20 protein-coding genes, 1 tRNA gene and 1 pseudogene are annotated in these 24114 nt (G+C 62.9%); 12 read left to right on the forward strand and 10 right to left on the reverse strand.

All coding sequences use genetic code 11. The annotated features are described in order from the left end of the window. Positions 1-92 precede the first annotated feature (92 nt). Both ACQR1E_RS20555 and ACQR1E_RS20560 read left to right on the forward strand, forming a co-directional pair. Positions 93-701 (forward strand): TMEM175 family protein, encoded by a 609-nt coding sequence (locus ACQR1E_RS20555; RefSeq protein ID WP_315714627.1) that lies wholly within the window; start codon positions 93-95, stop codon positions 699-701. A gap of 424 nt (positions 702-1125) precedes the next feature. Then, positions 1126-1199, forward strand: a tRNA-Gly gene (locus tag ACQR1E_RS20560). 57 nt (positions 1200-1256) lie between these two features. Here the strand turns inward: ACQR1E_RS20560 and ACQR1E_RS20565 are convergent. Further along, the gene (locus ACQR1E_RS20565; protein WP_434897489.1) at positions 1257-2528 is read right to left on the reverse strand and encodes a hypothetical protein; all 1272 of its coding nucleotides are present in this window, start codon (positions 2526-2528) and stop codon (positions 1257-1259) included. Positions 2529-3648: 1120 nt separating this feature from the next. Between ACQR1E_RS20565 and ACQR1E_RS20570 the strand changes: the two genes are divergently transcribed. Continuing rightward, on the forward strand, positions 3649-3894 hold the full coding sequence (locus ACQR1E_RS20570; RefSeq protein ID WP_434897490.1) for a hypothetical protein: 246 nt from the start codon (positions 3649-3651) through the stop codon (positions 3892-3894). Positions 3895-4119: 225 nt separating this feature from the next. On the opposite strand, the gene ACQR1E_RS20575 is transcribed toward ACQR1E_RS20570, so the two are convergent. Then, on the reverse strand, positions 4120-4557 hold the full coding sequence (locus tag ACQR1E_RS20575; RefSeq protein WP_315714970.1) for a DeoR/GlpR family DNA-binding transcription regulator: 438 nt from the start codon (positions 4555-4557) through the stop codon (positions 4120-4122). 130 nt (positions 4558-4687) lie between these two features. Further along, positions 4688-5584: a GNAT family N-acetyltransferase gene (locus ACQR1E_RS20580; protein WP_434897491.1), complete on the reverse strand. Its 897-nt coding sequence runs from the start codon at positions 5582-5584 to the stop codon at positions 4688-4690. Between the two features lie 215 nt (positions 5585-5799). Here ACQR1E_RS20580 and ACQR1E_RS20585 point away from each other — a divergent pair, with 215 nt between their 5' ends. Next, the gene (locus tag ACQR1E_RS20585) at positions 5800-6723 is read left to right on the forward strand and encodes a 2-hydroxyacid dehydrogenase (RefSeq protein WP_434897492.1); all 924 of its coding nucleotides are present in this window, start codon (positions 5800-5802) and stop codon (positions 6721-6723) included. Between the two features lie 21 nt (positions 6724-6744). Here the strand turns inward: ACQR1E_RS20585 and ACQR1E_RS20590 are convergent, their stop codons facing one another. Beyond that, positions 6745-8019, reverse strand: a complete 1275-nt coding sequence (locus ACQR1E_RS20590; protein WP_434897493.1) for an NAD(P)/FAD-dependent oxidoreductase — start codon at positions 8017-8019, stop codon at positions 6745-6747. Between the two features lie 14 nt (positions 8020-8033). Beyond that, positions 8034-8702: a haloacid dehalogenase type II gene (locus ACQR1E_RS20595; RefSeq protein WP_315749518.1), complete on the reverse strand. Its 669-nt coding sequence runs from the start codon at positions 8700-8702 to the stop codon at positions 8034-8036. Between the two features lie 169 nt (positions 8703-8871). Here ACQR1E_RS20595 and ACQR1E_RS20600 point away from each other — a divergent pair, with 169 nt between their 5' ends. From ACQR1E_RS20600 to ACQR1E_RS20630, 7 genes are all read left to right on the forward strand, one after another. After that, positions 8872-9714, forward strand: coding sequence for a GNAT family N-acetyltransferase (locus ACQR1E_RS20600; protein WP_434897494.1), 843 nt, complete (start codon positions 8872-8874; stop codon positions 9712-9714). Positions 9715-9727: 13 nt separating this feature from the next. After that, entirely contained in the window at positions 9728-11104 is a 1377-nt protein-coding gene (locus ACQR1E_RS20605) for an aspartate aminotransferase family protein (RefSeq protein ID WP_434897495.1), read from the forward strand. 156 nt (positions 11105-11260) lie between these two features. Next, a complete protein-coding gene (locus ACQR1E_RS20610; RefSeq protein ID WP_434897496.1) occupies positions 11261-11980 on the forward strand; it encodes an HAD-IA family hydrolase in 720 nt (239 codons plus the stop codon). A 50-nt stretch (positions 11981-12030) separates the two neighbouring features. Further along, positions 12031-13638, forward strand: a complete 1608-nt coding sequence (locus ACQR1E_RS20615; protein ID WP_434897497.1) for an ABC transporter substrate-binding protein — start codon at positions 12031-12033, stop codon at positions 13636-13638. Positions 13639-13720: 82 nt separating this feature from the next. Further along, a complete protein-coding gene (locus ACQR1E_RS20620; RefSeq protein ID WP_434862726.1) occupies positions 13721-14671 on the forward strand; it encodes an ABC transporter permease in 951 nt (316 codons plus the stop codon). Then, complete coding sequence (locus tag ACQR1E_RS20625) at positions 14668-15522, forward strand: ABC transporter permease (protein WP_434862725.1); 855 nt, start codon at positions 14668-14670, stop codon at positions 15520-15522. The genes ACQR1E_RS20620 and ACQR1E_RS20625 overlap by 4 nt, the downstream gene beginning before the upstream one ends. Beyond that, entirely contained in the window at positions 15523-17175 is a 1653-nt protein-coding gene (locus tag ACQR1E_RS20630) for an ABC transporter ATP-binding protein (RefSeq protein ID WP_434862724.1), read from the forward strand. Positions 17176-17183: 8 nt separating this feature from the next. Here the strand turns inward: ACQR1E_RS20630 and ACQR1E_RS20635 are convergent, their stop codons facing one another. Beyond that, entirely contained in the window at positions 17184-17660 is a 477-nt protein-coding gene (locus ACQR1E_RS20635; protein ID WP_434862723.1) for an Lrp/AsnC family transcriptional regulator, read from the reverse strand. 241 nt (positions 17661-17901) lie between these two features. On the opposite strand from ACQR1E_RS20635, the gene ACQR1E_RS20640 reads away from it, so the two are divergent. Continuing rightward, positions 17902-19227, forward strand: coding sequence for an NAD(P)/FAD-dependent oxidoreductase (locus ACQR1E_RS20640; protein WP_434862722.1), 1326 nt, complete (start codon positions 17902-17904; stop codon positions 19225-19227). Positions 19228-19687: 460 nt separating this feature from the next. Here ACQR1E_RS20640 and ACQR1E_RS20645 read toward each other — a convergent pair whose 3' ends face one another. The 4 genes and pseudogenes from ACQR1E_RS20645 to ACQR1E_RS20660 form a co-directional block, all read right to left on the reverse strand. Next, positions 19688-21070: a hypothetical protein gene (locus ACQR1E_RS20645; RefSeq protein WP_434897498.1), complete on the reverse strand. Its 1383-nt coding sequence runs from the start codon at positions 21068-21070 to the stop codon at positions 19688-19690. Positions 21071-21200: 130 nt separating this feature from the next. Further along, a complete protein-coding gene (locus ACQR1E_RS20650) occupies positions 21201-22643 on the reverse strand; it encodes a trypsin-like peptidase domain-containing protein (RefSeq protein WP_434897499.1) in 1443 nt (480 codons plus the stop codon). Continuing rightward, the gene (locus tag ACQR1E_RS20655) at positions 22643-23350 is read right to left on the reverse strand and encodes a M12 family metallopeptidase (RefSeq protein WP_434897500.1); all 708 of its coding nucleotides are present in this window, start codon (positions 23348-23350) and stop codon (positions 22643-22645) included. The genes ACQR1E_RS20650 and ACQR1E_RS20655 overlap by 1 nt, the downstream gene beginning before the upstream one ends. Before the next feature lie 500 nt (positions 23351-23850). Further along, positions 23851-24114 (reverse strand): annotated as a pseudogene (locus ACQR1E_RS20660) (hypothetical protein); the annotation flags it as partial.

Here is a 24114-nt window from a genome sequence, read left to right on the forward strand (position 1 = left end):
GGCGGCAGCGAAGTCGGGCGGCGCGGCGCCGGAGCTGCTATAGAAGGTGAGTCCTCATCTCCGTTCCTCGCCTCGGTTGCTTCCGATTCGACATGGCAGAGCCTCAGTCCGACCTGTTCGAGATGCGCCGGCTGGAATCGCTCTCCAACACCATCTTCGGTGTTGCGATGACGCTTCTCGCCTACGACCTGCCGAAGCCCAATTTCGCGCATATGCCGGGTTGGATCGACTTGGTGCATACCTATTCCGGGCGGCTTGCCGGGCTGGTCCTCAGCTTCATCATCGCCGGCGTGTTCTGGATCAGCCACCACCGGCGGCTGGCCCGGCAGCCGTTCGCGGGCCGGCCCGTGGTCATCCTGAATCTGTTCTTCCTGTTGTCGATCGTGCTGCTGCCGGTCACCAACGGGCTCTACGGCGGCTACAGGCTGAGCAGCGCGGTGGCCGTCCTCTATGGCCTGCATCTGACGATCATTGCGTCGCTGAACGCCGCGCTGTGGTGGCTCGCGCTTCCAAGCGGCCGCCATGCCGAGATCGCCGGCGCGATCTTTCCCGTCATCGTGTTCGTGCCGGGCATCGTGATCGCAGCGCTTGCGCCGGAGTATGTGCAGTATTTCTGGATGCTCGGCTTCGGCGGCTTCCTGGCGCGGCGGTTCGTCCGCAGCCCGGCGCCGTCGGCCGGCGAGCAGGCGGAGTTGCCATAAAAAAAGACGCGGCGGGCCGTGAGACCCGCCGCGCTTCCGTTCTTGAACTCGCTGGTCCAGGGCCGAGACCGCCCCGTTGCCGAGCCGCGATGGCGCAATCCGCTGACGAATCACGCCCTCAAACGTCGCTCATGAAGAGCCGCTCAGCGGGCGATCCCAGCGAGGTGACAGCGCTTGGTGAAAGACACTGGATCACCTCCTTTCGTTGTTGATGGTAACGCCAATATAGGACGGTCCGGGCGGCGAGGGTAGGGGGGCCGATTACGGAACCGGCCGCCGCCTGCGTGCCGCGCCGCGGTCTCGAGGTCGCGCGCTGCGATCGCTTCGGGTCGTTCCATCAGGCCGGATCCGGGACCCATCCGCTTCGAAACCTCGCCCCGAAGAGGTTGAGACCCGCCGCGGACCATGTTAGGGAACGCCCAATGCGGGTGTAGCTCAATGGTAGAGCAGCAGCCTTCCAAGCTGAATACGAGGGTTCGATTCCCTTCACCCGCTCCAACGATTTCAGGCACTTGTCGCGCCGTCAGCTTTCCATTCGGACAAGCAGGCTGATGCTCATTCGGACAGATGTCCTTCCTTTGTTCGAGCTGCCCGCCGCTTTTTGGCGCCGTTGACGATCTGCCGCGTCGTGCGCTTGGTGTACTTTGGCAGCACCTTCACCGTCGTGTGCCGGCCCTGTGCCAGCATCTCGCGGTCAGTCAGTTCGGCGTCGCCACCTTCAGTAGAGCCGCCATGCCGGAACGATGTGAACGACAATTCATCGCGAAGGCCAGCAGCACGGATGACTTCTTTGACCTTGCGGCTCACGTGCGTGAAATCCGGCTGATCCGGCTGATCCGGCTTCGGCCATGTCGGCCATGTCGGCCATGGTCCGCGCTCGCCCCAATCCCGGCACAGCATTAGGCCGCCGATGCGGTCGCGTTTGATGGCGTCGAGCTCCGCCATCAACTCGGGATAAACCGGTGCACCTGCATCGTCGAACAGCGGTATCCAGCCCTTCTGCCTAGTCTTCTCATCGATGATGCGGACCATATTCGGGCGCCCTTTCGGGCGATAATGCGACACGTCGAAAGTCGCAAAGATGTCTGTCTCGCGCTGGAGCCATTCCCAGCCGATCAGGGCAGCGGTCGCCAGCGACGGAAGCCCAAGCTCGACAGCCTTTGTACGGAAGGCGACCAGCTCCTCGTACGCCGCCGTCGGCGTCTCACAATTGGATGACCGAAGTCCCATCTGCGAGAATGGATTGACCAATGGCAGCCTGCCCGGGTGCCGGCGCGCGACCACGTTCCACGCGCGGCGGCATGACTTCATCGCGTGGTTGACCGTAGTGCGACGCTCGCGTTCGATCACGTTTCCCACAGCGTCGGTGATCTTGAGGATCGGCAACTTTTCATAGAGGTCGTCGGTCAGTGCCGTATCGATTGCGGTGAGGCGCTTCTCGCCCAGTCGCTTGCCATCTTTCAGGACGTAGCCGCCGACAAGCTTGAATCCGACCTCGTGATTACGCTTGGACTTAGGATCGAGCTTGGCGTAGCGGCGATCAGAGCGGTATTCGGCAAACATCCAATCGAGCGTTCCGACCGCATTGGGAGGCGACGCTGCCAAGGCCTTGCCGCCGGTCCGCCACGCGTCGAAGTCGGGCAAGAGCACTGCTTCGGCGCGCAAAATCGCCGCTTTATAGTCGGTGCCGAGCCGTTCGCTATGCACAGTGCAACCTGCCTTCTTGGCCCACGACGGCACGTGGAAGAAGTAGCCCCAGCCGCCACTTTTGAGCGGCTTACGTTCAACATAGCGAGGTAGGGGTAGGGCACTGCGCGGCGGCTTCATAGCAGTTTTCTAATATCCTCAGACGCCTGTTCGTCGGGGTTTTGAGCGGCCTTCAATTCCGGCCTGCTCAGCTTAACGGCGGCAACGCTGCCATCAGAATGGTAGAACAGATGGGCAGCAAGTCCATATTTTGCTACGTACTTGCACACGCTCGCTTCGGGGCTCGCTTCGGCGCCTTTCTGGACATATGCACAGTCAACCTTCAGTCGAAGCTCATTCTGGAGACCGATTCAGAATCGAGCGTCAGATCGCCGCTCTCTCCTGCGCTTCTTCCAAATGGCTTCTTTAATTCTGGCTATCGACCCAACCTTCGACCACGCGCGCCACCCGTAGATTCGCTTCTTCTGGACTCATCTACAAGGGCAATTTGCGGGCTTCAGTCTGTGGTCTTCGCGTACCCGCCAATCAAAGCAGGTCGGAGGACTTGTTCATCTGGAAATACTGTAATTTGCGATGCCTAAGCAAAATAGTCGTCGAAGGCACATCGTACAATTGGATGCTGCGGCAAGCAAAAAGGAAGGATCACCGACATTTTTCGCATTCGGCAATCTTGTCGATTTTCACCCTGCCGAATTTGCAGAACCTTCAGCAAGAGCCCCGCGGGGCGGTGCCGTTTGGCTGCCGAATTTATTGTTGCTTGTTCACCAAAGGTCGAACCTGCAACCAGACCATTATGAGAGGGAGGAGATTGAATAGGTTTATTGATTTTGCAGCATTTTTGCTCAATGTTGATAGCGCCTGTCGCGGTTTGTTCAGTTCGTTTCTGGTGCGAAACTGGTGCGGCCGCGTTCGGAGGCATCGCCCTTTAAGGCAAGGCGGTTCGATAGGGGGAAGGGCAACGGCAAGCCGCTTGCCTTACACGCCGCTTCGATGAAGAGCCGAGCGGCTCAGGCGTACCAGTAAATTCGCTCGATAGCCGTACCCAATTGGGTTCGGTCGGCCTCAATTGAGCTCGGACACCGTCCTTCTCGAGCGATTTTCTGCGTTCCTTCAGCCCGATCCGAGATTGCAGTCCGGGTAGCCGTACCATGATGTAATATTTGCGCGCGCTGGTGTTTTATGGCCAAGCATCGCCGGCAAACAGCCCATCCAAGACGTGGATGGTCGGCTTTTGTCCACCATGAGTATTCCGGAAGTCACGACGAGCCATCCGCCGAAGTTAAAAGTCGGAGTTATGCTTGAAACTGTAAAGTCCGCGATCGATATCGACGTAGACGCCGCGCAAAACTCAGAAGACCGTCAACCCGATCCTCGTGTCGGCGATCTCGGGCGCAATTTTATGGCACCGATTTTCTGCACCGTGGAAATGCTTCCCAATAACCAGCAGTTCTTTGGAGGCATCTTTTCAAATTTTGCGAGTTGGTAAGGCGCGCCTCGCGACCGCTTGAGCAGTCGTTCCCCTTAAGCAGCCCGCAGCGCCTGGCGGAAAGCGTTTGCCCCGGATGCATGGCGACGGGGCCGTCATTGACCGTGTATCTCAGTTGCGCATGGCGATGGCGTGCCGCTACACCGCGAACCCCGCCCCGCCCCACGCGTCTCGGTCGCGGCGACCTCAGAAGCGCGCCAATTTGCAGGGCGCGAAGCGGCTTCCTCAGTCGGTCCTGGTTACATACTCGACCGGGAGATGCTTGAACGGCTTGCGGTGCTCACGCGATACGGCCCCGCCAATGATGATCCTGGAAAACGCATGGAGGTCGGCGAAGAAGGCCGGCTTCAGGCTGTCGAGCTTGCTCGCATCGGCGACCAGAATGCTTTCGATCGCCGTTGCGATGGCCGCCTGCTTGACCGCCGTCTCATGAAAGTTCGAGCAGCTCGCGCCCCTATTCGCATGTACGCCGCCCGCCGAGATGAAGGCCTTGTTGATGCCGAGCTTGCGCAAATAGGACAGGCCTTCCTCCGATGAGAAGGATTGCGACGAGGGATGATAGAGCCCGCCCATCAGCATCAGCTGCGTGGCAGGACGTCGCGTCGCCAGCGCCGCCACGTTCATCGAATAGCAGATCACCGAGAGGGACATCGTCGAACGCAGTGTAGCGAATCATAGCGAGGAAACGGATCAGTGTAGCAAGGGTGCCGCCGGCGACAGATCGGGAGGGCTCCGCAGTTTTGATAGTTGGAGACTGAGGGCTTGGTCCGCGCTCTGTTCCGGGACGCAGGGGCTAGCCGAATGCCTGACTGACGACGCCGTAGATCTTCGGCTGGTCGTTGCCGCGCAGGAAGGCACCCTTCACGTCGTTCCGCAGCGACATCGTGGTGACGGCATCGAAGAGAGCGAGCCCCGACCGCGCGAGAAAGTCGCGGAACTCTCCTGTCGCCCGATGAGTGTCGAGCCTGAGGAACTGGCCTTCGTGAGCTGCCACGTGCGGCGCCAACACGGCGATCGCGTCGCTGTCGCAGGATGCGACCACCGGCCCCACGACATGTCCGCGTCCGAACCGCCGGCACATCGCGAACGTCTCCAGCCGCCCCGCGCGAAACAGCCCAAAGCTGCGCGACTGGTGAAACAGTCCGGTCATCAGCCCGGCTCGCCGGACGCCATAAGCAGCCGCGTCGAGTTCGATCAGCGCCGGCAGGTCTGCCTCCATCAGCACGCGAATATTTCCCGCTTCGGCCGGCGCCGCGTCCGAGGCAATCGCCTCACCCTGACACTGAAACAGAGTCTGCTCACGCTTGAAATCGAGAGATCGGTAGAGGCGATAGGCGGCGCGCGTGGCGTTGAGTCGCAGCGTCCGACCGCCGCATTCGGCCATCACCCGATGCATCAGCCATTGCCCGGTGCCAAGGGCCTGCAGCCGCGGCGAGGTGATGACCATCCCAACCGCAGCAAAGCCGTCGCTGTAGGGAAACCACATGGCGGATCCGAGGGCCCGACCGATCTCATCGAGCGCGACGACGCCGCGGCCGATGCTGCGCATGAATTGCCAATCCTCCGCCCGATGGGGCCATTGGACGGCGATCGACAAGGCGAGCAACTGCGCGAGGTCGACGCTGTCGATGTCGGCGAGGCGAATCTCGAACACGTCGACGATTCGCGATTCGACGTCCGGATTGTCCATGCACGCTGTCCCTGTCTTCGTTCCGCCCGCCACGCGTCACCCAGCCTCGATGAGGTCGAGAGCGACCATGCTGTCGTCACCTCCGCATATTGAGGCGCCTGCGGGCGAACTTCGCAACATTCTTCTCAATCCTGCCCTGCATTCGGCACGTAACGCAGGCCGCGACCGCCATGATCGGAGGCGCTACGAGCCAGATCGGCCGCTGGGATGACCGCATGACCTTCCTGTTCAACTCCGATGGCACGCGCGGCGCGATCTTTCGCGAGGTGCTTGCGCGTGAGATTCCGGATCTTCCGTTCGAAATCGATCCGGCGCAGGTCGATGCCGATGAAGTCCGCTACATGATCACCTGGCTGGTGCCGCCGGACCTCGGCGCCTATCGCAATATCGAGATCCTGTTCTCGATCGGCGCCGGCATCGATCAGTTCAACGCCGCGTCGGTGCCGGCGAGCGTCAAGATCGTCCGCATGGTCGAGGACGGCATCGTGAGGATGATGCAGGAATACGTGACACTGGCCGTGCTGGCGCTGCACCGGAATTGGACCATCTATCTCGATCAGCAGCGGCAGCAGCTCTGGCGCGCCATCCCGCAGCCGCAGGCACATGTGCGGCGCATCGGCGTGCTCGGCCTCGGGCTGCTCGGCCGGGCGGTGCTGGAGCGGCTCAAGCCGTTCGGCTTTCCGCTCTCGGGCTGGAGCCGCAGCCGGCACGCGATCGACGGCGTGACTACGTACCATGGCGCCGACGGCCTCGATGCGATGCTCGCGGTGACAGACATCTTGGTCTGCCTGCTGCCGCTGACGGAGGAGACGTGCGGCCTGCTCAATGCCGAACTGCTCGCCAAGCTCCCGCGAGGCGCTTCGCTGGTGCAGACCGGCCGCGGCGCGCAGCTCGACCAGGCGGCGTTGCTCGGAGCACTTGACTCCGGGCATCTCGCGGGCGCCGTGCTTGATGTGACCGATCCCGAGCCGCTGCCGACGGATCACCCGTTGTGGCGGCATCCGCGCGTCCTGATCACGCCGCATGTCGCCAGCGTCACGCAGCCGGAAACAGCGGCGCTCGCGGTCGCCGCGAACATCAAGCGACACCGCGCCGGGCTCGATCCGGTCGGCCTCGTCGACCGCAGCCGCGGCTACTGATCGCGGTCGCGCCGTCACGGCTCAGCGGATCCAGTCCAGGGTCCTGTAATACGCGCCGACGAACGGCAGGAACCAGGGCTTGCCGTAGTGGCCTGGCACGACCGGCCAGCCGGCGTCCTTCATCGGATTGCGGTCGGGCCGGCCGAGCATCGCATCGGCCATGATCATGCCGAGATGGGTCGAGAGCTGCGCGCCGTGACCCGAATAGCCCATCGCGTACCACAGCCCGTCCTGGCGACCGGCGCGCGGATAACGGTCGGCGGTCATGTCGACGAGGCCGCCCCAGCAATAGTCGATGTCGATGCCGGCAAGCTGCGGGAACATCCGCTCCATCGCCGCGCGCAGGATCGCGCCGCTCCTCGCATCGGACTGCTGATCCGATGTCGCCGAGAAGCGCGCGCGGCCGCCGAAGATCAGGCGATTGTCCGGCGACAGGCGGAAGTAATTGCCGATGTTCATGGAGGTGACGTAGGTGCGGTGGCCCGGCAGCACCGAGGCAGCCTCGGCCTCCGTCAGCGGCCGCGTCGCGATGATGAAGCTGCCGACGGCAATGATGCGGCGGCGGAAATAGCTGAAGCTCGGCGGCGTGGTGGCGCCGGTGGCGAGCAGCACCTGCTCGGCGCTCACCGTCCCCTTGGCCGTGGTGAGGCGAAAGCGCTTGGTGTCCTGCACCCGTTCAGTGACGGCGGCTTGCTCGACAATGACGGCGCCGCGGCGGCTCACGGCAGAGGCGAGGCCCGCGGCGAAGCGGCCCATGTGCATCATCGCGCTCTTCTTGAACAGCATGCCGCCGTGAAAGGGCGAGCCGATCTCGGATTTCAGCTCGGCCGGCGAGAGCAGCGCCGTGTCGGGATCGACCTCGCGGTGGATCGCTTCGAAGTTCGCCGCGATTCCCGCGAAATGGCCAGGCTTGGACGCCAGCTTGAGCTTGCCGGAGCGGCGGAAACCGCAAGCGATGTCTTCTTCCGCGATCAGGCGCTCGAGCGTGTCGATCGACTCGTCGAACGCTTTGTAGAGCGCGATCGCGCGCTGGGTGCCGAGCTCGGCCTTCGCGGCCGGATAGCTGTGCGCCAGCCCGTTGTTGAGATGCCCGCCATTGCGTCCCGACGCGCCCGAGCCGACCTGATCGGCTTCGAGCACGATCACCTTGGCCCCGGCCTTGGCGAGCCGCAGTGCCGCGCCGAGCCCGGTGAAGCCGCCGCCGATCACCGCGACGTCGTAATGCCCCTCCACGGGCCCGCTATGGCCGCCGGAAAATGCGGTCGCCGTGTCGCGCCAGTAGGAGACATATTTCATCGCGGGCACTCTGCTTACAGGCCGAACACGCCGGGCAGCTCGGAAATGGTCTTGATCTCGGTGTAGCCGTAATAGGGATTGGCCGGCTCGTGGCCGCGGTTGACCCAGACCTTGTTGGTGATGCCGAGATCGTGCGCGGTCATCAGGTCGTAGCGGAATGAGGAGGAGCAGTGCGTGATGTCCTCGGGGCCGCAGCCGAGCATGTCGAACATGTATTCGAAGGCGCGCATCCGCGGTTTGTAGGCCTGCGCCTGTTCCGCCGTGAACACGGCATGGAACGGCGCGCCGAGCCTGACGACGTTCGAGGGGATCTGCACGTTCATGGCGTTGGAGAGGATGACCAGCGGGATCTCCTTGGCCACCTTGGCGAGACCCGCCGGTACGTCCGGATGTGGACCCCAGGTCGGCACGCGCTGATACACCATCTCGGCATCCTCGGGCTTGAAGGGGATGCCGATCTTGCGGCAGCTGCGCGCCAGGGCGTTGCTGACGACCTCGGCATAGGGCTTCCACGCGCCGAGGACTTCATCGAGGCGGTAGGCCGAGAAGACCTTCACGAACTCCGTCATCGCCGACTCGGAGAGCTGTGCGCTGTAGAGATCGCGTGCGGCCTCGGCCATCTCGAAATTGATCAGCGTGCCGTGGCAGTCGAAGGTCACGTATTTCGGGCGAAAGCGGCTCATGGATCCTCATGCCGGTCGTGGTCTCGACGTCCGATGATAGGCCGCCCCGCCAGCATAAGATGCGGCTTTGCCCCGGTTCGGCGGCGGAAGATGTTGTCGGCATCATCGCCTTCAGACGATCTGCCGGGGGCCGCTCGCCCAGACTCCGGTGCAGATGGGAGTGCATGACATGACGTCCGACGCCGCGAGCTTCAGAGCTTTCAGCGGGGAGCACCTGGATGCAGCGACGCGGCTGTCGCAGCAGGTCCGCTGGCCGCATCGTCGCGAGGACTGGCAGATGGCGCTTGCGCTGAGCAAGGGCTGCGTGGCGGTCGCGGCGGACGGTCGCGTGATCGGCACCGTGCTGATGACGCCGTATGGCCAGGATGCCGGGACCATCAACATGGTCATTGTCGACGAGGCGGAGCGGGGGAAGGGGCTCGGACGGTGCCTGATGCAGCAGGCGATGGCGCTCGCCGGTGAGCGGCGGTTGCAGCTCGTCGCGACAGAAGATGGACTGCAGCTCTATGAGAAGCTCGGCTTCCGCCGCAGCGGTGAGATCGTGCAGCATCAGGGACATCTCGCGGAAGCTGTCGCGCAGCCCGACGCCGTGCGTGCGGCCACGCCCGACGACATCGCCGTCATCACGGCACTCGACATCGCGGCCTTTGGCGCGGATCGCCGCGACCTGATAGCCCATATCGCATCCATCGGAGAGTTCGCGGTGTTGGAGCGCCAGGGCCGTGCGGCGGGGTTCGCCGCGCTGCGTCACTTCGGCCGCGGTCTCGTGATTGGCCCCGTGGTCGCTTTCCGTAGCGAGGACGCCAAGTCGCTCGTCGCGCATTTCCTCGCTGGGCGACAGGGCAAGTTCATCCGCGTCGACACCGGCAGCGAGACGGGACTCGCACCATGGCTGGGCGGCTTGGGCCTCGATCATGTCGGCGGCGGCATCGTCATGCTTAGGCCGGCCGCTGGTCACACGAGGCGGCGCGCCCCGACATCATTTGCCTTGGCCAGCCAGGCGTTCGGCTGAACCGGAGATCATCATGCTCAGCAACTCGCTCATCGAACTCGATCGCGCCCATCTGGTGCATCCGGTCGCGTCCTATCGCGGACACGAGGCCGCCGGCGCGCGGGTCCTGAAATCCGCCAAGGGTGCGATCGTGACCGATGCCTCGGGCCATCAACTGGTCGACGGCTTCGCCGGGCTGTGGTGCGTCAATGCCGGCTATGGCCATGAGAGCATCGTCGAGGCGGCGGCGCGGCAGATGCGCGAGCTGCCTTATGCCACTGGCTATTTCAGCCTCGCCTCGGAGCCGGCCATCCGGCTCGCGGCAGCGCTCGCCGAGCGCGCGCCGGGTGATCTCAACCACGTCTATTTCACGCTTGGCGGCTCGGACGCCGTCGACAGCACGGTCCGCTTCATCCATTACTATTGGCACGCGAGGGGGCAGCCGCAGCGCGATCAGTTCATCACGCTGCAGCAGGGCTATCACGGCTCGTCGACGGTCGGTGCAGGACTCACGGCGCTGCCGGCCTTCCACGCCAATTTCGGCGTGCCACTGAACTGGCAGCACAAGATCCCGTCGCACTATTCGTACCGCAACCCCGTTGGCAGTGATCCCGACGCCGTCATCGCGTCCTCGCTCGCGGCCCTCGAAGCCAAGATCGCCGAGGTCGGCGGTCCCGAACGGGTGGCCGCGTTCTATGCCGAGCCGATCCAGGGCTCGGGCGGCGTGCTGGTGCCGCCGGACGGCTGGATGAAGGCGATGCGCGAGCGCTGCCGGCAGCACGGCATCCTGTTCGTCGCCGACGAGGTGATCACCGGCTTCGGTCGTACCGGACCGCTGTTCGCCTGCACAGATGACGACATCGTCCCGGACTTCATGACCGTCGCGAAGGGTCTGACCTCCGGCTACGTCCCAATGGGCGCGGTGCTGATGTCCGATCATGTCTATGGCGTTATTGCCGATGGCGCAGGTTCTTCGGCCGTTGGGCACGGCTATACCTATTCGGCGCATCCGGTGAGCGCGGCGGTCGGCCTTGCCGTGCTTGATCTCTATGAGAATGGCTTGCTGGAGAATGGCCGGCGGGCGGGTGCGCGGCTGATGGCGGGCCTGCGCGCGCTGCAGGACCATCCGTTGGTGGGCGAGGTGCGCGGCCGTGGCCTGCTGGCGGCCATCGAGCTCGTGACCGACAAGGAGAAGAAGACGCCGCTGCCGGCGAGCGCCGAGCCGTCGCGCCGCATCTTCGATCGCGCCTGGGCCAACGGCCTCGTCATCCGTGCCTTCCCGACAGGGGTGCTCGGCTACGCGCCGCCGCTGTGCTGCAGCGACGCGGACATCGATGCCATCCTCGAACGCACCGCACGGACGCTGGATCAGACCCTGGCCGATCCGGACGTCCGCGAGGCCATGGCGTGAAGGTGGGCACGGGCATATCGGTGCGTGTGCAGCAGGGCCGATATGTCGGCGGCTCCTCCTATTCGCAATTTTCTGCCGTCGGGTCCTCGCAATTCGGAAGTTTTCGCCGGAACCCGGCTTCACACTAGGACCGATGACGCGGAAGGGCCTCACAGAATGACCAAGCTCGATCTTGCTCAATTCAGGTACCTGACCTTCGACGTGGTCGGCACGCTGATCGACTTCGAAAGCGGGATCGTCTCGAGCCTCGGCGAGATCGCGGCGGAAGCAAACAAGGCAATCGACGGTGAGCAGGCGCTGAGCCTGTACCGCGCGGCACGCTACGCGGCGGACGCCGACCGCTTTCCGGATGATCTCGTCCGGGTCTATGACATCATCGCACCACAACTCGATCTGCCCAGGCAGACCGCGCTCGGCGAGCGCTTCCGCGACTCCGCCGCACGCTGGAAGGCCTTCCCGGACAGCGCCGCCGCCATGGCGCGTCTCGCCCGGCGCTACAAGCTGATCGCGATGACCAATGCGCGGCGCTGGGCACTGGATCATTTCGAGCGCGAGCTGGGCTCGCCGTTCTACGCGAGCTTCACGGTCGACGACACCGGGACGGAGAAGCCGGATCCCGCCTTCTTCACTCAGGTGTTCGATTTCATCGAACGTGACGGCGGCTCGACGTCACAGATCCTGCATGTGGCGCAGAGCCAGTATCACGACATCGGCATCTCCCGGCAGCTCGGCGTCATCAATTGCTGGATCGAGCGGCGCCACGACAAGCAGGGCTATGGCGGCACCATCGCGCCGGCGTCCTTCACCAAGCCGGATTTCCACTTCCATTCGATGGCCGAGCTGGTCGACGCGGTGGACCAGGTGCCTGCCAAATGATGTGCGACTGACGATTTTCATTCTGCCGGATCGAACAGGGGACGGATGACATGAGCAAAGGGATCGCCAACTGGACTCCGAGTGACGATGTGCTGGTCGAGGCGGCAATCCGGCGCGGCGCCTCGCGCCGGGATCTCCTGAAGATGATGCTCGCCAATGGCGTCGCGCTCGCTTCCGGCAGCACCATCCTCGGTCGCGTCGAGCGCGCATTCGCGGCCACGCCGAAGAAGGGCGGCTCGATCAAGGCCGCGGGCTGGTCCACCTCGACGGCCGACACGCTCGATCCGGCCAAGGCGTCGTTCTCGACCGACTATGTGCGCTGCTGCTCGTTCTACAATCGGCTCACCACGCTCGATAAGAGCGGCGCGGCGCAGATGGAGCTCGCCGAATCCGTCGAGTCCCAGGATGCGCAGACTTGGACGGTGAAGCTCAAGAAGGGCGTCACCTTCCACGACGGCAAGCTGCTGACGGCCGACGACGTCGTGTTCTCGCTGAAGCGGCATCTCGACAAGGCGACAGGCTCCAAGGTCGCCAAGATCGCGGCGCAGATGACCGGCTTCAAGGCGGTCGACAAGACCACCGTCGAGATCACGCTGGCGAGCCCGAACGCCGACCTGCCGATGATTCTGGCGCTGCATCACTTCATGATCGTCGCCGACGGCACCACCGATTTCTCGAAGGGCAACGGCACCGGCGCTTTCGTCCGCGAGGCGTTCGAGCCGGGCGTCCGCTCCATCGGCGTGCGCAACAAGAGCTATTTCAAGGACGGCCCCTATCTCGATCAGATCGAGTTCATCGCGATCACGGAGGAGAATGCGCGCGTCAACGCGCTGCTCTCCGGCGACATCCAGCTCGCCGCCAGCATCAACCCGCGCTCGCTCCGGCTGATCGAGGGCAAGGAGGGGATCGCGCTGTCGAAATCGACGACCGGCAACTACACCGACCTCAACATCCGTCTCGACATGGCGCCGGGCAACAAGAAGGACTTCATCGACGGCATGAAGCACCTGGTCAACCGCGAGCAGATCGTCAAGTCGGTGCTGCGCGGCTTCGGCGTCGTCGGCAACGACCAGCCGGTCTCGCCGGCGAATTTCTTTCACAACCCCGACCTCAAGCCGAAGCCGTTCGATCCGGACAAGGCAAAATCGCTGTTCCAGAAGGCCGGCGTGCTCGGCACGTCGATCCCGGTCGTGACCTCGGAAGCGGCGAACTCGGCGATCGAGATGGCCATGGTGATCCAGGCCTCGGCGGCGGCGATCGGCCTGACGCTGGACGTGCAGCGCGTTCCCTCGGACGGCTATTGGGACAATTACTGGCTGAAGGCGCCGGTCCATTTCGGCAACATCAATCCGCGCCCGACGCCGGACATCCTGTTCTCGCTGCTCTATGCCTCCGAGGCGCCGTGGAACGAGAGCCGCTTCAAGTCCGAGAAGTTCGACAAGATGATGCTCGAGGCGCGCGGCCTGCTCGACCAGGCCAAGCGCAAGCAGATGTATGCCGAGATGCAGGCGATGATCGCGGAGGAGGCGGGCACCATCATTCCGGCCTACATCTCCAATATCGATGCCACCTCGTCGAGACTGAAGGGCTTGGAGCCGAGCCCGCTCGGCGGCATGATGGGATATGCCTTCGCCGAATATGTCTGGCTCGATTCGTGAATGTTGTCTGAGTCGCGTGGCGCCGGTCACTCGGGTCGGCGCCGCGATGACCATGATCTGATCAGGCTCGCGGACCCAAAGTTTGAAACATCGGATCGCATCCCTCATCCTGGCCCGGCTGGCGATCGCGCTGGTCACCGCGATCATTGTCTCATTCGCCGTCTTCTTCGCCACCGCGATGCTGCCGGGCGACACCGCGACCATCTTGCTCGGCCAGGCCGCGACCCCCGAGGCGGTCGAGGGGCTGCGCAAGGCGATGCATCTCGATGATCCCGCCATTTTCCGTTTCCTGCGCTGGCTGGCCGGCGTCGTGCAGGGCGATCTCGGCGTGTCATATGCCAACAACATGCCAGTCGCGAAGCTGATCGGCGGGCGCCTCGTCAACACCCTCAAGCTCGCCGGCCTCACCGCGACCGTCGCGGTTCCGCTGGCGCTGACTCTCGGCATCACCGCGGCGATGCTGCGCAACACGCTGTATGATCGCTGTCTGACCATCGCCGTCATCGGCATCGTGTCGGTGCCGGAGTTCATGATCGCGACCCTCGCTGTGCTTTTGTTCGCTGTCTATCTTAATTGGCTGCCGGCGGTGTCCTTCATCAGCGAGATCCGCACCGCCTCTGATTTCGCCCGCGCCTATGCGATGCCGGTCGTGACGTTAACCATAGTGATCTCGGCGCAGATGATCCGGATGAGCCGGGCGGCCGTGATCGAGACCTTGAACACGCCCTATGTCGAGATGGCGCTCTTGAAGGGCGCCTCGCGCAGCCGTCTGGTGCTCCGCCATGCGCTGCCCAATGCGCTGGGCCCGATCGTGAATGCGGTGGCCTTGTCATTGTCCTATCTCCTGGGTGGCGTCATCATCATCGAGACCGTCTTCAACTATCCCGGCATCGCCAAGCTGATGGTCGACGCGGTGTCGACCCGCGACCTGCCGCTGATCCAGAGCTGCGCCATCATCTTCTGCTTCGGCTTCCTGCTGCTGACCACCACGGCCGACATCATCGCCATCCTGTCCAATCCGAGGCTGCGATGACGAGCGCCGCGAAATCCGCCTCGCGAACCCCGCGCTTCGGTTACCGCATCAACGCTGTCGGGGTTGCCGGGGCGCTGATCGTGGCGTTCTGGATCGTGGTGGCGTTCGTCGCGCCCTCCATCATTCCGCATCCGATCGGCGACATCGTCGACACCGATTATTTCGGCCCCATGAGCCGCGAGCTGTGGCTGGGCTCCGACTATCTCGGACGCGACATGACCTCGCGCATCCTGATGGGCGCGCGCTATACGCTCGGCATTTCGGTGGCCTCCGTGATCATCGCCGGCGTGTCGGGCGTCACGCTCGGCATGATTGCGGCGATCACCGGCGGGGTCGTCGACATGGTGCTGAGCCGGCTGCTCGACGCGTTGAGCTCGATTCCGAGCAAGCTGTTCAGCCTCGTCGTCGTCGCCGCGGTGGGCTCGTCGATCCCGGTGCTGATCCTGACCATGGCAGTGATCTACATTCCCGGCGCCTACCGCTTCGCCCGCGCGCTCGCGGTCAACATCAACACCATGGATTTCGTCACGGTGGCCCGGATCCGCGGCGAGAGCCTGTTCTATTTGATCCGCGCCGAGATCCTGCCCAATATCATCGGCCCGGTGCTGGTCGATCTTGGCTTGCGCTTCGTGTTCATCGTGCTGCTGCTGTCCGGAATGTCCTTTCTCGGCCTGGGCGTGCGGCCGCCTTATGCCGATTGGGGCGCGCTGGTGCGCGAGAACATCGGCGGGCTGCCCTATGCCGCGCCGGCCGTGATCTTCCCGTCGCTGGCGATCGCAAGCCTCACCATCGCCGTCAATCTCCTGATCGACAATCTGCCGACCAAGATCCGCGACCGGGGGGCGTCGTAGATGACGAGCCTGGTGCAGATCCGCGATCTTCGCGTCGAGGCGACCACCGATTCCGGCCGCACCATCGAGATCATCAGGGGCGTCGATCTCGACATCGCCGAAGGCGAGATCGTCGCGCTGATCGGCGAGAGCGGCTCCGGCAAGACCACCATCGCGATGAGCCTGATGGGCTATGCGCGGGCCGGCTGCCAGATCGTCGGCGGCTCGGTCACGCTCGATGGCGTCGACATGGTGACACTCTCGGAGAAGGACAAGGCGGCCGTGCGCGGCGCCAAGATCGCCTATGTGCCGCAGAGCGCCGCCGCGGCGTTCAATCCGGCAATCCGCATCATGGATCAGGTGATCGAGGTCGTGCGCATCCACGGCGTGATGCCGGTGGAGGAGGCGCGCAGCAAGGCCGCGGCGCTGTTCCGTGCGCTGTCGCTGCCCAACCCCGACACGATCGGCGAGCGCTATCCGCACCAGGTGTCCGGCGGCCAGCTGCAGCGGCTCGCCGCGGCGATGGCGCTGATCGCGAGCCCGAAGGTGCTGATCTTCGACGAGCCGACCACGGCGCTCGACGTCACCACCCAGGTCGAGGTGCTGCGCGCGTTCAAGTCGGTGATCTCCGCGCATCGCATCGCCGGCATCTACGTGTCGCATGATCTCGCCGTCGTCGCCCAGATCGCCGACCGCATCGTCGTGCTGCGCAATGGCGAGGTGCAGGAGAGCGGGACGACCGCCGACATTCTCGAGCGCGCGCAGCACCCCTATACGCGCCAGCTGCTCGCCGCCATCGCGCCGCATCATGAACCGCGAGCGGAGGCGTCCGCGGCGGCCGAGGCATTGCTCGAAGTGCACGAGGTGTCGGTCGGCTACGGTCCGCTGCGCTCGGACGGCCTGCCCGCGATCGTGGCCGTCGAGAACGTCAGCCTGCGCGTCGCGCGCGGACGCAATCTCGGCATCATCGGCGAATCCGGCTGCGGCAAGTCGACGCTCGCCCGTGCCATCGCCGGCATCCTGCCGCCGTTTGCGGGCGGCGTCGTGTTCGACGGCCGCGAGCTCGGGCGCAGCGCGCGCAGCCGCGATGCGGACCAGCTCCGCCAGGTGCAGATCGTGTTCCAGCATGCCGACACGGCGCTGAACCCGGCGCATACGGTCGAGGACATTCTGGGGCGGCCGCTGACATTCTATCACGGCATGCAGCGCCAGCATCGCAGCGCCCGCATCGATCAGCTGCTCGACATGGTGAAGCTGCCCCGCAGCCTACGGCTGCGCCGTCCGGGCGAGCTCTCGGGGGGACAGAAGCAGCGCGTCAACTTCGCCCGCGCGCTGGCCGCCGATCCCAAGCTCATCATCTGCGACGAGATCACCTCCGCGCTCGACACCGTCGTCGCCGCGGCGGTCATCGATCTGCTCAAGGAGCTGCAGCGCGAGCTCGATCTCGCTTATGTCTTCATCAGCCATGATCTGTCGGTGGTCGAGGCGATCTGCGACGACATCGTCGTGATGTATCGCGGCCGCAAGATCGAGCAGATCACGCCCGAGGCCATGGCGCGGCCGGAGCATCCCTACACGAAGCTCCTGCTGTCGTCGGTGCCGAAGCTCGATCCCGCCTGGCTCGACAATCTCCGCCAGGATCCCGAGCAGGTCCGCGAATACTGCCAGCGCTGACCGCGCGGCTACATCTGGAACAGGCTGGTCAGCGGCAGATAGGGCTTGACGATCGGCGACTTCAGCACGACGAAGCTGAAGTACTTCTCGATTCCGATGTCCATGTCGGTCAATCGCTCCATGATGGTCTGGTACTCGCCGATCCCCGCGGTGACGAACTTCATCATGTAGTCGTAGCCGCCGGAGACGAGGTGGCACTCGATCAGCTGGTCGATCTTCTCGACCGCGGCGAGAAAGCGGGCGAAGTCGATCTGGCGGTGGTTCTTCAGGGTGACCTCGGTGAACACGGTCAATGTCTGGCCGAGCTTGGAGGCGCAGATCTGCGCCGAGTAGCCCTCGATATAGCCTTCCGCCTGCAGCTTCTTCACCCGCATCAGGCAGGGGCTCGGTGACAGATTGACCAGCTCGGCCAGCTCCACATTGGTGACGCGGCCGTTCTTCTGCAGTTCATGCAGGATCTTGATGTCGATGCGATCGAGCTTCATGAAGCCGTGGTCCCGTGTGGCGCGAGGTCGGGTCCCCATTACAGCAGAAAATTCTGCGCTTGGCCCAACGAAATGTCCGTAAAGCAAGAATGGGGCCGTATCCGCCGGGATTATGCGATGCAAAACAATACGCCGGCGCTGCGCCGGCCGGCAGAATGATATGCCGTCCCGGCCGCGAATCCGGCGCCCGTGCGGCCTGATACCGCTCTAACCTGTCCAAGCCTACAGCCGGAGAGACCGCATGCCCGCACCGCTGGTGCACGTCGAGACATCGCCAACGCTGCCCGCGCGTGCAGATGCCGTGGTCATCGGCGGCGGCATCGTCGGCGTGTTCACGGCCTATTACCTCGCGCGGCGCGGGCTCGCGGTGGCGCTGATCGAGAAGGGCCGCATCGGCGCCGAGCAGTCCAGCCGCAATTGGGGCTGGTGCCGGCAGCAGAACCGCGATGCGCGCGAGCTGCCGATGGCGACGCTGAGCCTCGATCTGTGGGAGCGCTTCGCGGCCGAGAGCGGCGAGGCGACCGGCTTCTCGCGCTGCGGCCTGTTCTATCTCAGCAATGACGAGGCGGAGCTCGCCGGCTGGGCGCGCTGGGGCGAGTTCGCCAAATCCGCCGGCGTCACCACGCACATGCTCGATAGCCGTCAGGCCACGGAGCGCGGCGCTGCCACCGGGCGCAGCTGGAAGGGCGGCGTGTTCTCGCCGACCGACGGCACCGCCAGCCCCGCCGATGCCGCGCCCGCGGTGGCGCGCGCGATCCTGAAGCAGGGCGGCTCGGTGCACCAGATGTGCGCCGTGCGCGGCGTCGAGACCAGCGGCGGCCGGCTGTCGGCCGTGATCACCGAGCGTGGCACCATCCGCACGCCGGTCGCGGTGCTCGCCGCCGGCGCCTGGGCTTCGTCGTTCTGCCATCAGCTCGGTGTCGCACTGCCGATGGCCTCGATCCGCGCCTCGGCGCTCGCTCTGTCGCCGTCGGCGGAGCCGCTGCCCCCGGCGCTGCACACCGCCGCCGTCTCGATCACCCGGCGCGGCGACGGCGGCCATACCCTCGCGATCAGCGGCCGCGGCCGCGTCGATCCTACACTTCAGCAGCTGCGCTTCGCGCCGCACTTCCTGCCGATGTTCGCCAGGCGCTGGCGCAGCCTGCTGCCCGGCGGGCTCGAAGGCCTGCGCGCCGGCCACGAGACGGTCGGCCGCTGGCGGCTCGACGCGCCGACGCCGATGGAGCTGACCCGCATCCTCGATCCCCGGCCGGACCAGGCCACCATCCGCCTGACCCGGGCGCGCGCGGTCGAGCTGCTGCCGGCCTTGAAGCAGAGCCGCGTCACGGCGGCGTGGGCGAGCTACATCGATTCCACGCCCGACGGCGTGCCTGCGATCGGCGAGCTCGCCGCGCTGCCCGGCCTGATCGTCGCCGCCGGCTTCAGTGGCCACGGCTTCGGCATCGGGCCAGGTGCGGGCCATCTCATCGCCGATCTCGTGACCTCCGCCAAACCGATCGTCGATCCCAGGCCCTACGCTCCCGTGCGTTTCGCCCGGCATGAGTCCAAGGCGGTCGCAGACTTCTGAAGGTTACGTCTCCGGGACGTTAAGCCCCCGACTGCGCCAGACCGTTCGGTTCGCCGAATTCACTGGTTCGCCGCTCTGCGGCCCCTCGGTCTGCGGCTGACTTCGTCCAGTCCGTTTGGGGCCTGCTCTTGGAAGGCGTTGCAGAACAATGATGCCTTTTCCTCCCAAACGAGTTCTCAACTCTCTGATTTTGTTGGTATTCGCTGACCTTGCCCCTGGGGCTTAATCCAGTTTGAAGTTCGTTCTGGCCCAACGAGGACCAGAGCATGAAGCGCAGCCGCTTTACGGAAGAGCAGATCAACGCCTTCATCGAGAGCTTCAACACGTGCGCCTAGTCCGCGAATGCAGACGCGCCCCTCATCTAAGTCTATTTTACTGCAACCATCGCAGCATCTGTAATCCCTGAGGGCAGCGGATACTCCATCCTCCAATCTGATCAGCGCATACCATCGCGCGTCATTCATTGCTGATTGATCCTGGTGGTGATTGCCTGGCTTAGAATCTGCGCCAAGACTTGCTGGTTCATTGCCTCACTCGATTTGGGTATGTCGCCGCTCGTGTTCGGGCGGCCCATGGCGATTATCAGAGTATTGGTATCCTTCCGCGTTCCAGAGATGAAGGTTGGCGCCAGTGGCGCAGTAATCCTCACGAGCTTCCAGGAGGGCGTGACACTTCCCGTAGCCGTGACATAGAAATTGACCGTCTCGCCTATCACGTCGAGCGGGTCGTAAAGCGCGGGCTTGGGCTTTTCCCTGGGGCCGCAGTTCTTGATTTGACGAAGCATGTTGTCGGCATGTGTGAATGTGTCGGTTGCCGCGGCCTGCTCGCCGTTCAGAAATTCTGTCGATGTCTTGCCGTCCTGAGCATTGTCAACGCCGTACTTTTTCACCGCCACCACAGATGCCGACGTGACTGCGGCAAGTCTTTCAGCTTTGACGCCAGCAAGGCACTTGTCTGCTATGGAATTGGCGGCAATATCGCTGAGTGGCGTCACAACCTCCTGAATAAGCATCTTGGAATTGATCTCAAGCTGCTTCGCCTTTGCCAAATTGTCCTTCAATGTTTTTTGTTCCTGGATCTGGTCTTGCAATTCCTTTAGTTGTTGCTCGGTCTTCTCCTTGGCCTCGCCGAGCCGCTTGATGGAAAATTCAAGAGATTGAGACTTTTGTCCGGCAGAGGTTTGTGCCAGCTCGGGCTCGCTCAAGCCCGGACGCGGCAGGCGATCTATCGCTTTCAGGTTGTTCAGCGCCGTATCTATGTTTTTTATCTCACCGGCCGGCACTTTAGGCTGGCCAGTTCCGAGGCCCGGGTTGTTGACGCCCGTGTAGAGAACGCCGGCGCCGACCGGAGCAAGCGCCTTATCGATGACGGCTTTGAGCCCAAGCTCGCTCTCGAGAAGAATGCCGGGATAACGGCTGCAGTTTGCATAGGTCATTGACCATATCCGGTCGTTGCTCATTTCCTTGAGCACCTCGGGAAACGACATGAAAAACTCCATGTCCTCGGTGCGTACCGCCTGAGTCGTCAGCCCCCCGCCCACGGCGAGACTGCGATTTGTGCCGGCTATTTTGAGCGGTTCAATGAAAGTGGCCCCAGGGTTGATCGAGGTCTGATCATCAACGACCAACGTTAGATGAACTTTCGCCGACCATTGAGTCAGAAAACCGAACCGATTGTCCTCCGTCACCTTCAGACGGATCGCGTCCACAAGCTCACACTTGAGTCGCCGAACCACCTCGTGCACGGGGACGCTGGCCATTCCATCGGAGGGAGGCGTCTGCACGCATCCAGGCAGCAAAATGCAGGCCACCGCTGGCCAGCTGACAAGCACCGGACTTTTCATCTTTGTGTCCCCCAACACCGACGTCGAGCGCAAGCTCATGTTATGATGGTTTTTCTTCCAGCGCCACAGGAGATACACGTTAAGGCTGTGGATGCATCCTTCGTGCCGGTACGTTGCTCGAGCAGAGAGTCTAATTGCAGTCTCGCGGTCCGCGCGCAACTCCTTGTTCTGTTGTCGAACCACGCTCTGGGGACGACTGCCGTAGCCGCGTCAAGCCGGCTTGGAAATCCTGCCGTGACGTGTGACGCGGATAGGAAGTTCTTTGGTCGAATGCGAAGTGGTTGGCGAGGTAAGCGAGCAAGTCCCCGTCTACGTGCGAAGCCTGCCACCAAGGTGTCTCGATGAAATTCGAATCCTGATACTGAGTAATTCCGCAGAGGTCTGCTCGCTCGATGTCGTTTTGGTGCAGCATGGCGCGGTCCAGAGAGGAGCCGTTCAGCCGCGCTCCCCGCATGTCCGACTCTGAAACCTCTGTGTCGTTGAGGTTAGCCCCGGTTAGATCGGCATCCCGCAAATCGACGTTCCAAATATTCATGGAATGCAAATCGAGCGACACGTCGACTGGGCGATTTTTCAGGAGGCCCGCGACTTTGGTTGAAACAAACGTCAGTTCACTCGAGCGCAAATCATACTCGTTTCGTTCGGCCTGATTTAGCTTTTCTAGCTCCGAGTCGTTCTTCTGAGGATTCCAAACCTTCTGCGCGAGAGGCCGATAGCGGGCAGTCAAAGCCCGGTCCAGATCGAAAACGATGCCGGCATTGGACCAGTCGACGGGCTCCAAAAACGTTGCGAACAGATTCTCGAAAACGACGAAATCGGCGGCTTCGACGAGCGCTTTCGTCACGTCCGGGCAGTCAACGTAGTTCGCGATGTGAAGGAGCGTAAGGACGTGCTGGATGGGCGTAATCCAGTTGGCCGCATCTTCCAGGCCACCTTCGACTAGACCGATGACGTATCCCCGCTTGCTGTAGACGGGCGCCCCGCTCAATCCAAAGATGAACGGCGCCTGCGCCGCCCATCGCCCGTCGGGGGCATTGGTCGTTCCGAGCTTACCATCGATACCTTGGAGACTTTGCGATAGCGGAAATCCGAAGGCTTCGAAAGCGTCGCCGTCACGCGCCGCAGAAGCCTCTCGTCTGCAAATCGTCGCCGCCGGATAGTCCTGACGAGAATACGGCAACTTTAGAAGGCTGACATCGCCCGAAGCGTCGCTCAGGCCGGCAACGGGAATGCGCTGAAGGATAAGCGGATTCGAGGGAGTAAATCCCGGACGGTCTTGGAGAGTGCCTCTTATCAGGTTCTTCTTCTTGTTTGCGTCCGTTTGCATGTCCCATGATTGGAACAGATGGGAGGCAGTGAGCACATAGCCTGTTCTGGAGACGATGAATCCTGTCCCGTTCACACGTGCCATTGCACCCGTCGTCGGGTCCGCAACGTCGAACCAGATGTACACGATGGATTGCCGTGCCAGATCCGTAAGGGTTCGCTGTTGAGCGAATGCCTCCTTTCCCAGCCCAGCGATCGCGACCATGAGTACCACTACAATCACGATATGCTTGACTGGAGTTCTCATCATTTGACTCCATACACCTTGTGAAGTGCATCCACATCCAGCGCGCTCAACTCCCCATTGTTGTTGTATTCGTCGTTACAGTAGTTCATCACGGAGTGTGGATCATATGGCGTAAGCCTCACCGCCGTCGGAACGGCGGGTTGTCCGGCAGGCTTTCTGCAGTCGTCAGGTTTGTCGGGACGCATATGTTCGTGCGCAAACCCGATTGCGTGCCCGAACTCGTGCACTGCGATCACCTTGATGCAGTCCTTTCTTTGTTCCGGGGAATAATTGCAGTCCTGCGACCAGTTCTTGAACGTGAAGTTCAAGACCATGCCGTGTTCCTTGCCGTCTATCATTTTGCCCAAACCGTCGGTATGCGCCACCTCGTCCGAAATGTAGATGCGAATCCCGGCGCTGCGCTCAGCGCAGGGTTGCCAGCCACGAAATTCGATTTTTGAATGTTCCTGCCAGCTCTCAGTCACGGCTTTCTGGATAGTCAAATGCTCGGCGTTCAGGTCAGGGTTATAGTTTTCCCAGCATACAAAGATGATCGTACGACCGTCGCGCTCTGACTCCCAGCGCGTCTGCGGGACGAAATATCCATACTTGTTGCCATCAGGGGTGATGAAAGCGCCCAGTGCGTCCGTTCCGCTTCTGAAGAGTTTGAACTCGCCGTTCTGGGAAAATGCATCTCCACCGGCGACGGCGACGAGCAGCGCAGCCAACGCAATTCTCGGAATACAACGGCTCAAGATTCGCATCATGGGCCGACCCAGTTCGCATCTCAAAGCGGAACAGACGAGCAGTCACTCACGGGATGTTCCCTCTTCTCAGCAAGATTCAATCCTGATGGGCACCCGCACGCAACGGGCGAAGCAGAACTCGCTTTTAAGTCGTAAGTCTTGATTTGGATCAATTGGCGCGTCGCGCATGCCGGGCGCGTTCATTGGCCGGGAGGCGCGCATCCAGTCCCGACCCCGGCGGCCAGAGTCCGGGCGCTGCTCGACAGAGCAACACAACGACCGGGGACACGACCCGCCCAGTCGGAGAGGGATCACTGGAAGGCGCCGGCGCACGGCGCCTTTTTGCTGCGCGCAACGAAGCGCGATTTCCGATGGAGGCGCTCGTCACGAAACGCGAACTCCGATGGATAAATCATACACGAAACGCATTTTCCGATGGAATGACAACCGACTCGACGCGAAATCACTTGGATGGAGGCCATTCAAATTGTTGGTTTTTTTTGGTCCGGCGCGCGCAAATTCATTTGGACTGAGCAGCAGTTATGCCGATTGTCGTTCGCGTTTGATTTTGTCACTAAGGCTCTGCTCGATTCACGGGCTTTTTTGATGCGATTGAGCTTTTCGGGTCGCCAGCGTTTTTGCGTCGTCGGACTGTAGCGCTGACCTTGCCCCCCAAGTTTTATCCAGATCTGAGTTCGTTCGGGCGGTTTGATGTGCCCATCTGGGCGGTCGTAGCGGCGGGAGCT

The sequence above is a fragment of the Bradyrhizobium sp. HKCCYLRH1030 genome, from assembly GCF_051168395.1.
Classification (GTDB): Bacteria; Pseudomonadota; Alphaproteobacteria; order Rhizobiales; family Xanthobacteraceae; genus Bradyrhizobium.

What these genes read in the sequence shown, in the direction of transcription:
- ACQR1E_RS20580 (WP_434897491.1), bottom strand. Translation starts at nt 5,584, where the DNA reads ATGGACAATCCGGACGTCGAATCGCGAATCGTCGACGTGTTCGAGATT.
- ACQR1E_RS20630 (WP_434862724.1), top strand. Translation starts at nt 15,523, where the DNA reads ATGACGAGCCTGGTGCAGATCCGCGATCTTCGCGTCGAGGCGACCACC.
- ACQR1E_RS20640 (WP_434862722.1), top strand. Translation starts at nt 17,902, where the DNA reads ATGCCCGCACCGCTGGTGCACGTCGAGACATCGCCAACGCTGCCCGCG.
- ACQR1E_RS20565 (WP_434897489.1), bottom strand. Translation starts at nt 2,528, where the DNA reads ATGAAGCCGCCGCGCAGTGCCCTACCCCTACCTCGCTATGTTGAACGT.
- ACQR1E_RS20585 (WP_434897492.1), top strand. Translation starts at nt 5,800, where the DNA reads ATGACCTTCCTGTTCAACTCCGATGGCACGCGCGGCGCGATCTTTCGC.
- ACQR1E_RS20615 (WP_434897497.1), top strand. Translation starts at nt 12,031, where the DNA reads ATGAGCAAAGGGATCGCCAACTGGACTCCGAGTGACGATGTGCTGGTC.
- ACQR1E_RS20590 (WP_434897493.1), bottom strand. Translation starts at nt 8,019, where the DNA reads ATGAAATATGTCTCCTACTGGCGCGACACGGCGACCGCATTTTCCGGC.
- ACQR1E_RS20645 (WP_434897498.1), bottom strand. Translation starts at nt 21,070, where the DNA reads ATGAAAAGTCCGGTGCTTGTCAGCTGGCCAGCGGTGGCCTGCATTTTG.
- ACQR1E_RS20650 (WP_434897499.1), bottom strand. Translation starts at nt 22,643, where the DNA reads ATGAGAACTCCAGTCAAGCATATCGTGATTGTAGTGGTACTCATGGTC.
- ACQR1E_RS20600 (WP_434897494.1), top strand. Translation starts at nt 8,872, where the DNA reads ATGACGTCCGACGCCGCGAGCTTCAGAGCTTTCAGCGGGGAGCACCTG.
- ACQR1E_RS20610 (WP_434897496.1), top strand. Translation starts at nt 11,261, where the DNA reads ATGACCAAGCTCGATCTTGCTCAATTCAGGTACCTGACCTTCGACGTG.
- ACQR1E_RS20595 (WP_315749518.1), bottom strand. Translation starts at nt 8,702, where the DNA reads ATGAGCCGCTTTCGCCCGAAATACGTGACCTTCGACTGCCACGGCACG.
- ACQR1E_RS20570 (WP_434897490.1), top strand. Translation starts at nt 3,649, where the DNA reads ATGAGTATTCCGGAAGTCACGACGAGCCATCCGCCGAAGTTAAAAGTC.
- ACQR1E_RS20625 (WP_434862725.1), top strand. Translation starts at nt 14,668, where the DNA reads ATGACGAGCGCCGCGAAATCCGCCTCGCGAACCCCGCGCTTCGGTTAC.
- ACQR1E_RS20605 (WP_434897495.1), top strand. Translation starts at nt 9,728, where the DNA reads ATGCTCAGCAACTCGCTCATCGAACTCGATCGCGCCCATCTGGTGCAT.
- ACQR1E_RS20555 (WP_315714627.1), top strand. Translation starts at nt 93, where the DNA reads ATGGCAGAGCCTCAGTCCGACCTGTTCGAGATGCGCCGGCTGGAATCG.
- ACQR1E_RS20635 (WP_434862723.1), bottom strand. Translation starts at nt 17,660, where the DNA reads ATGAAGCTCGATCGCATCGACATCAAGATCCTGCATGAACTGCAGAAG.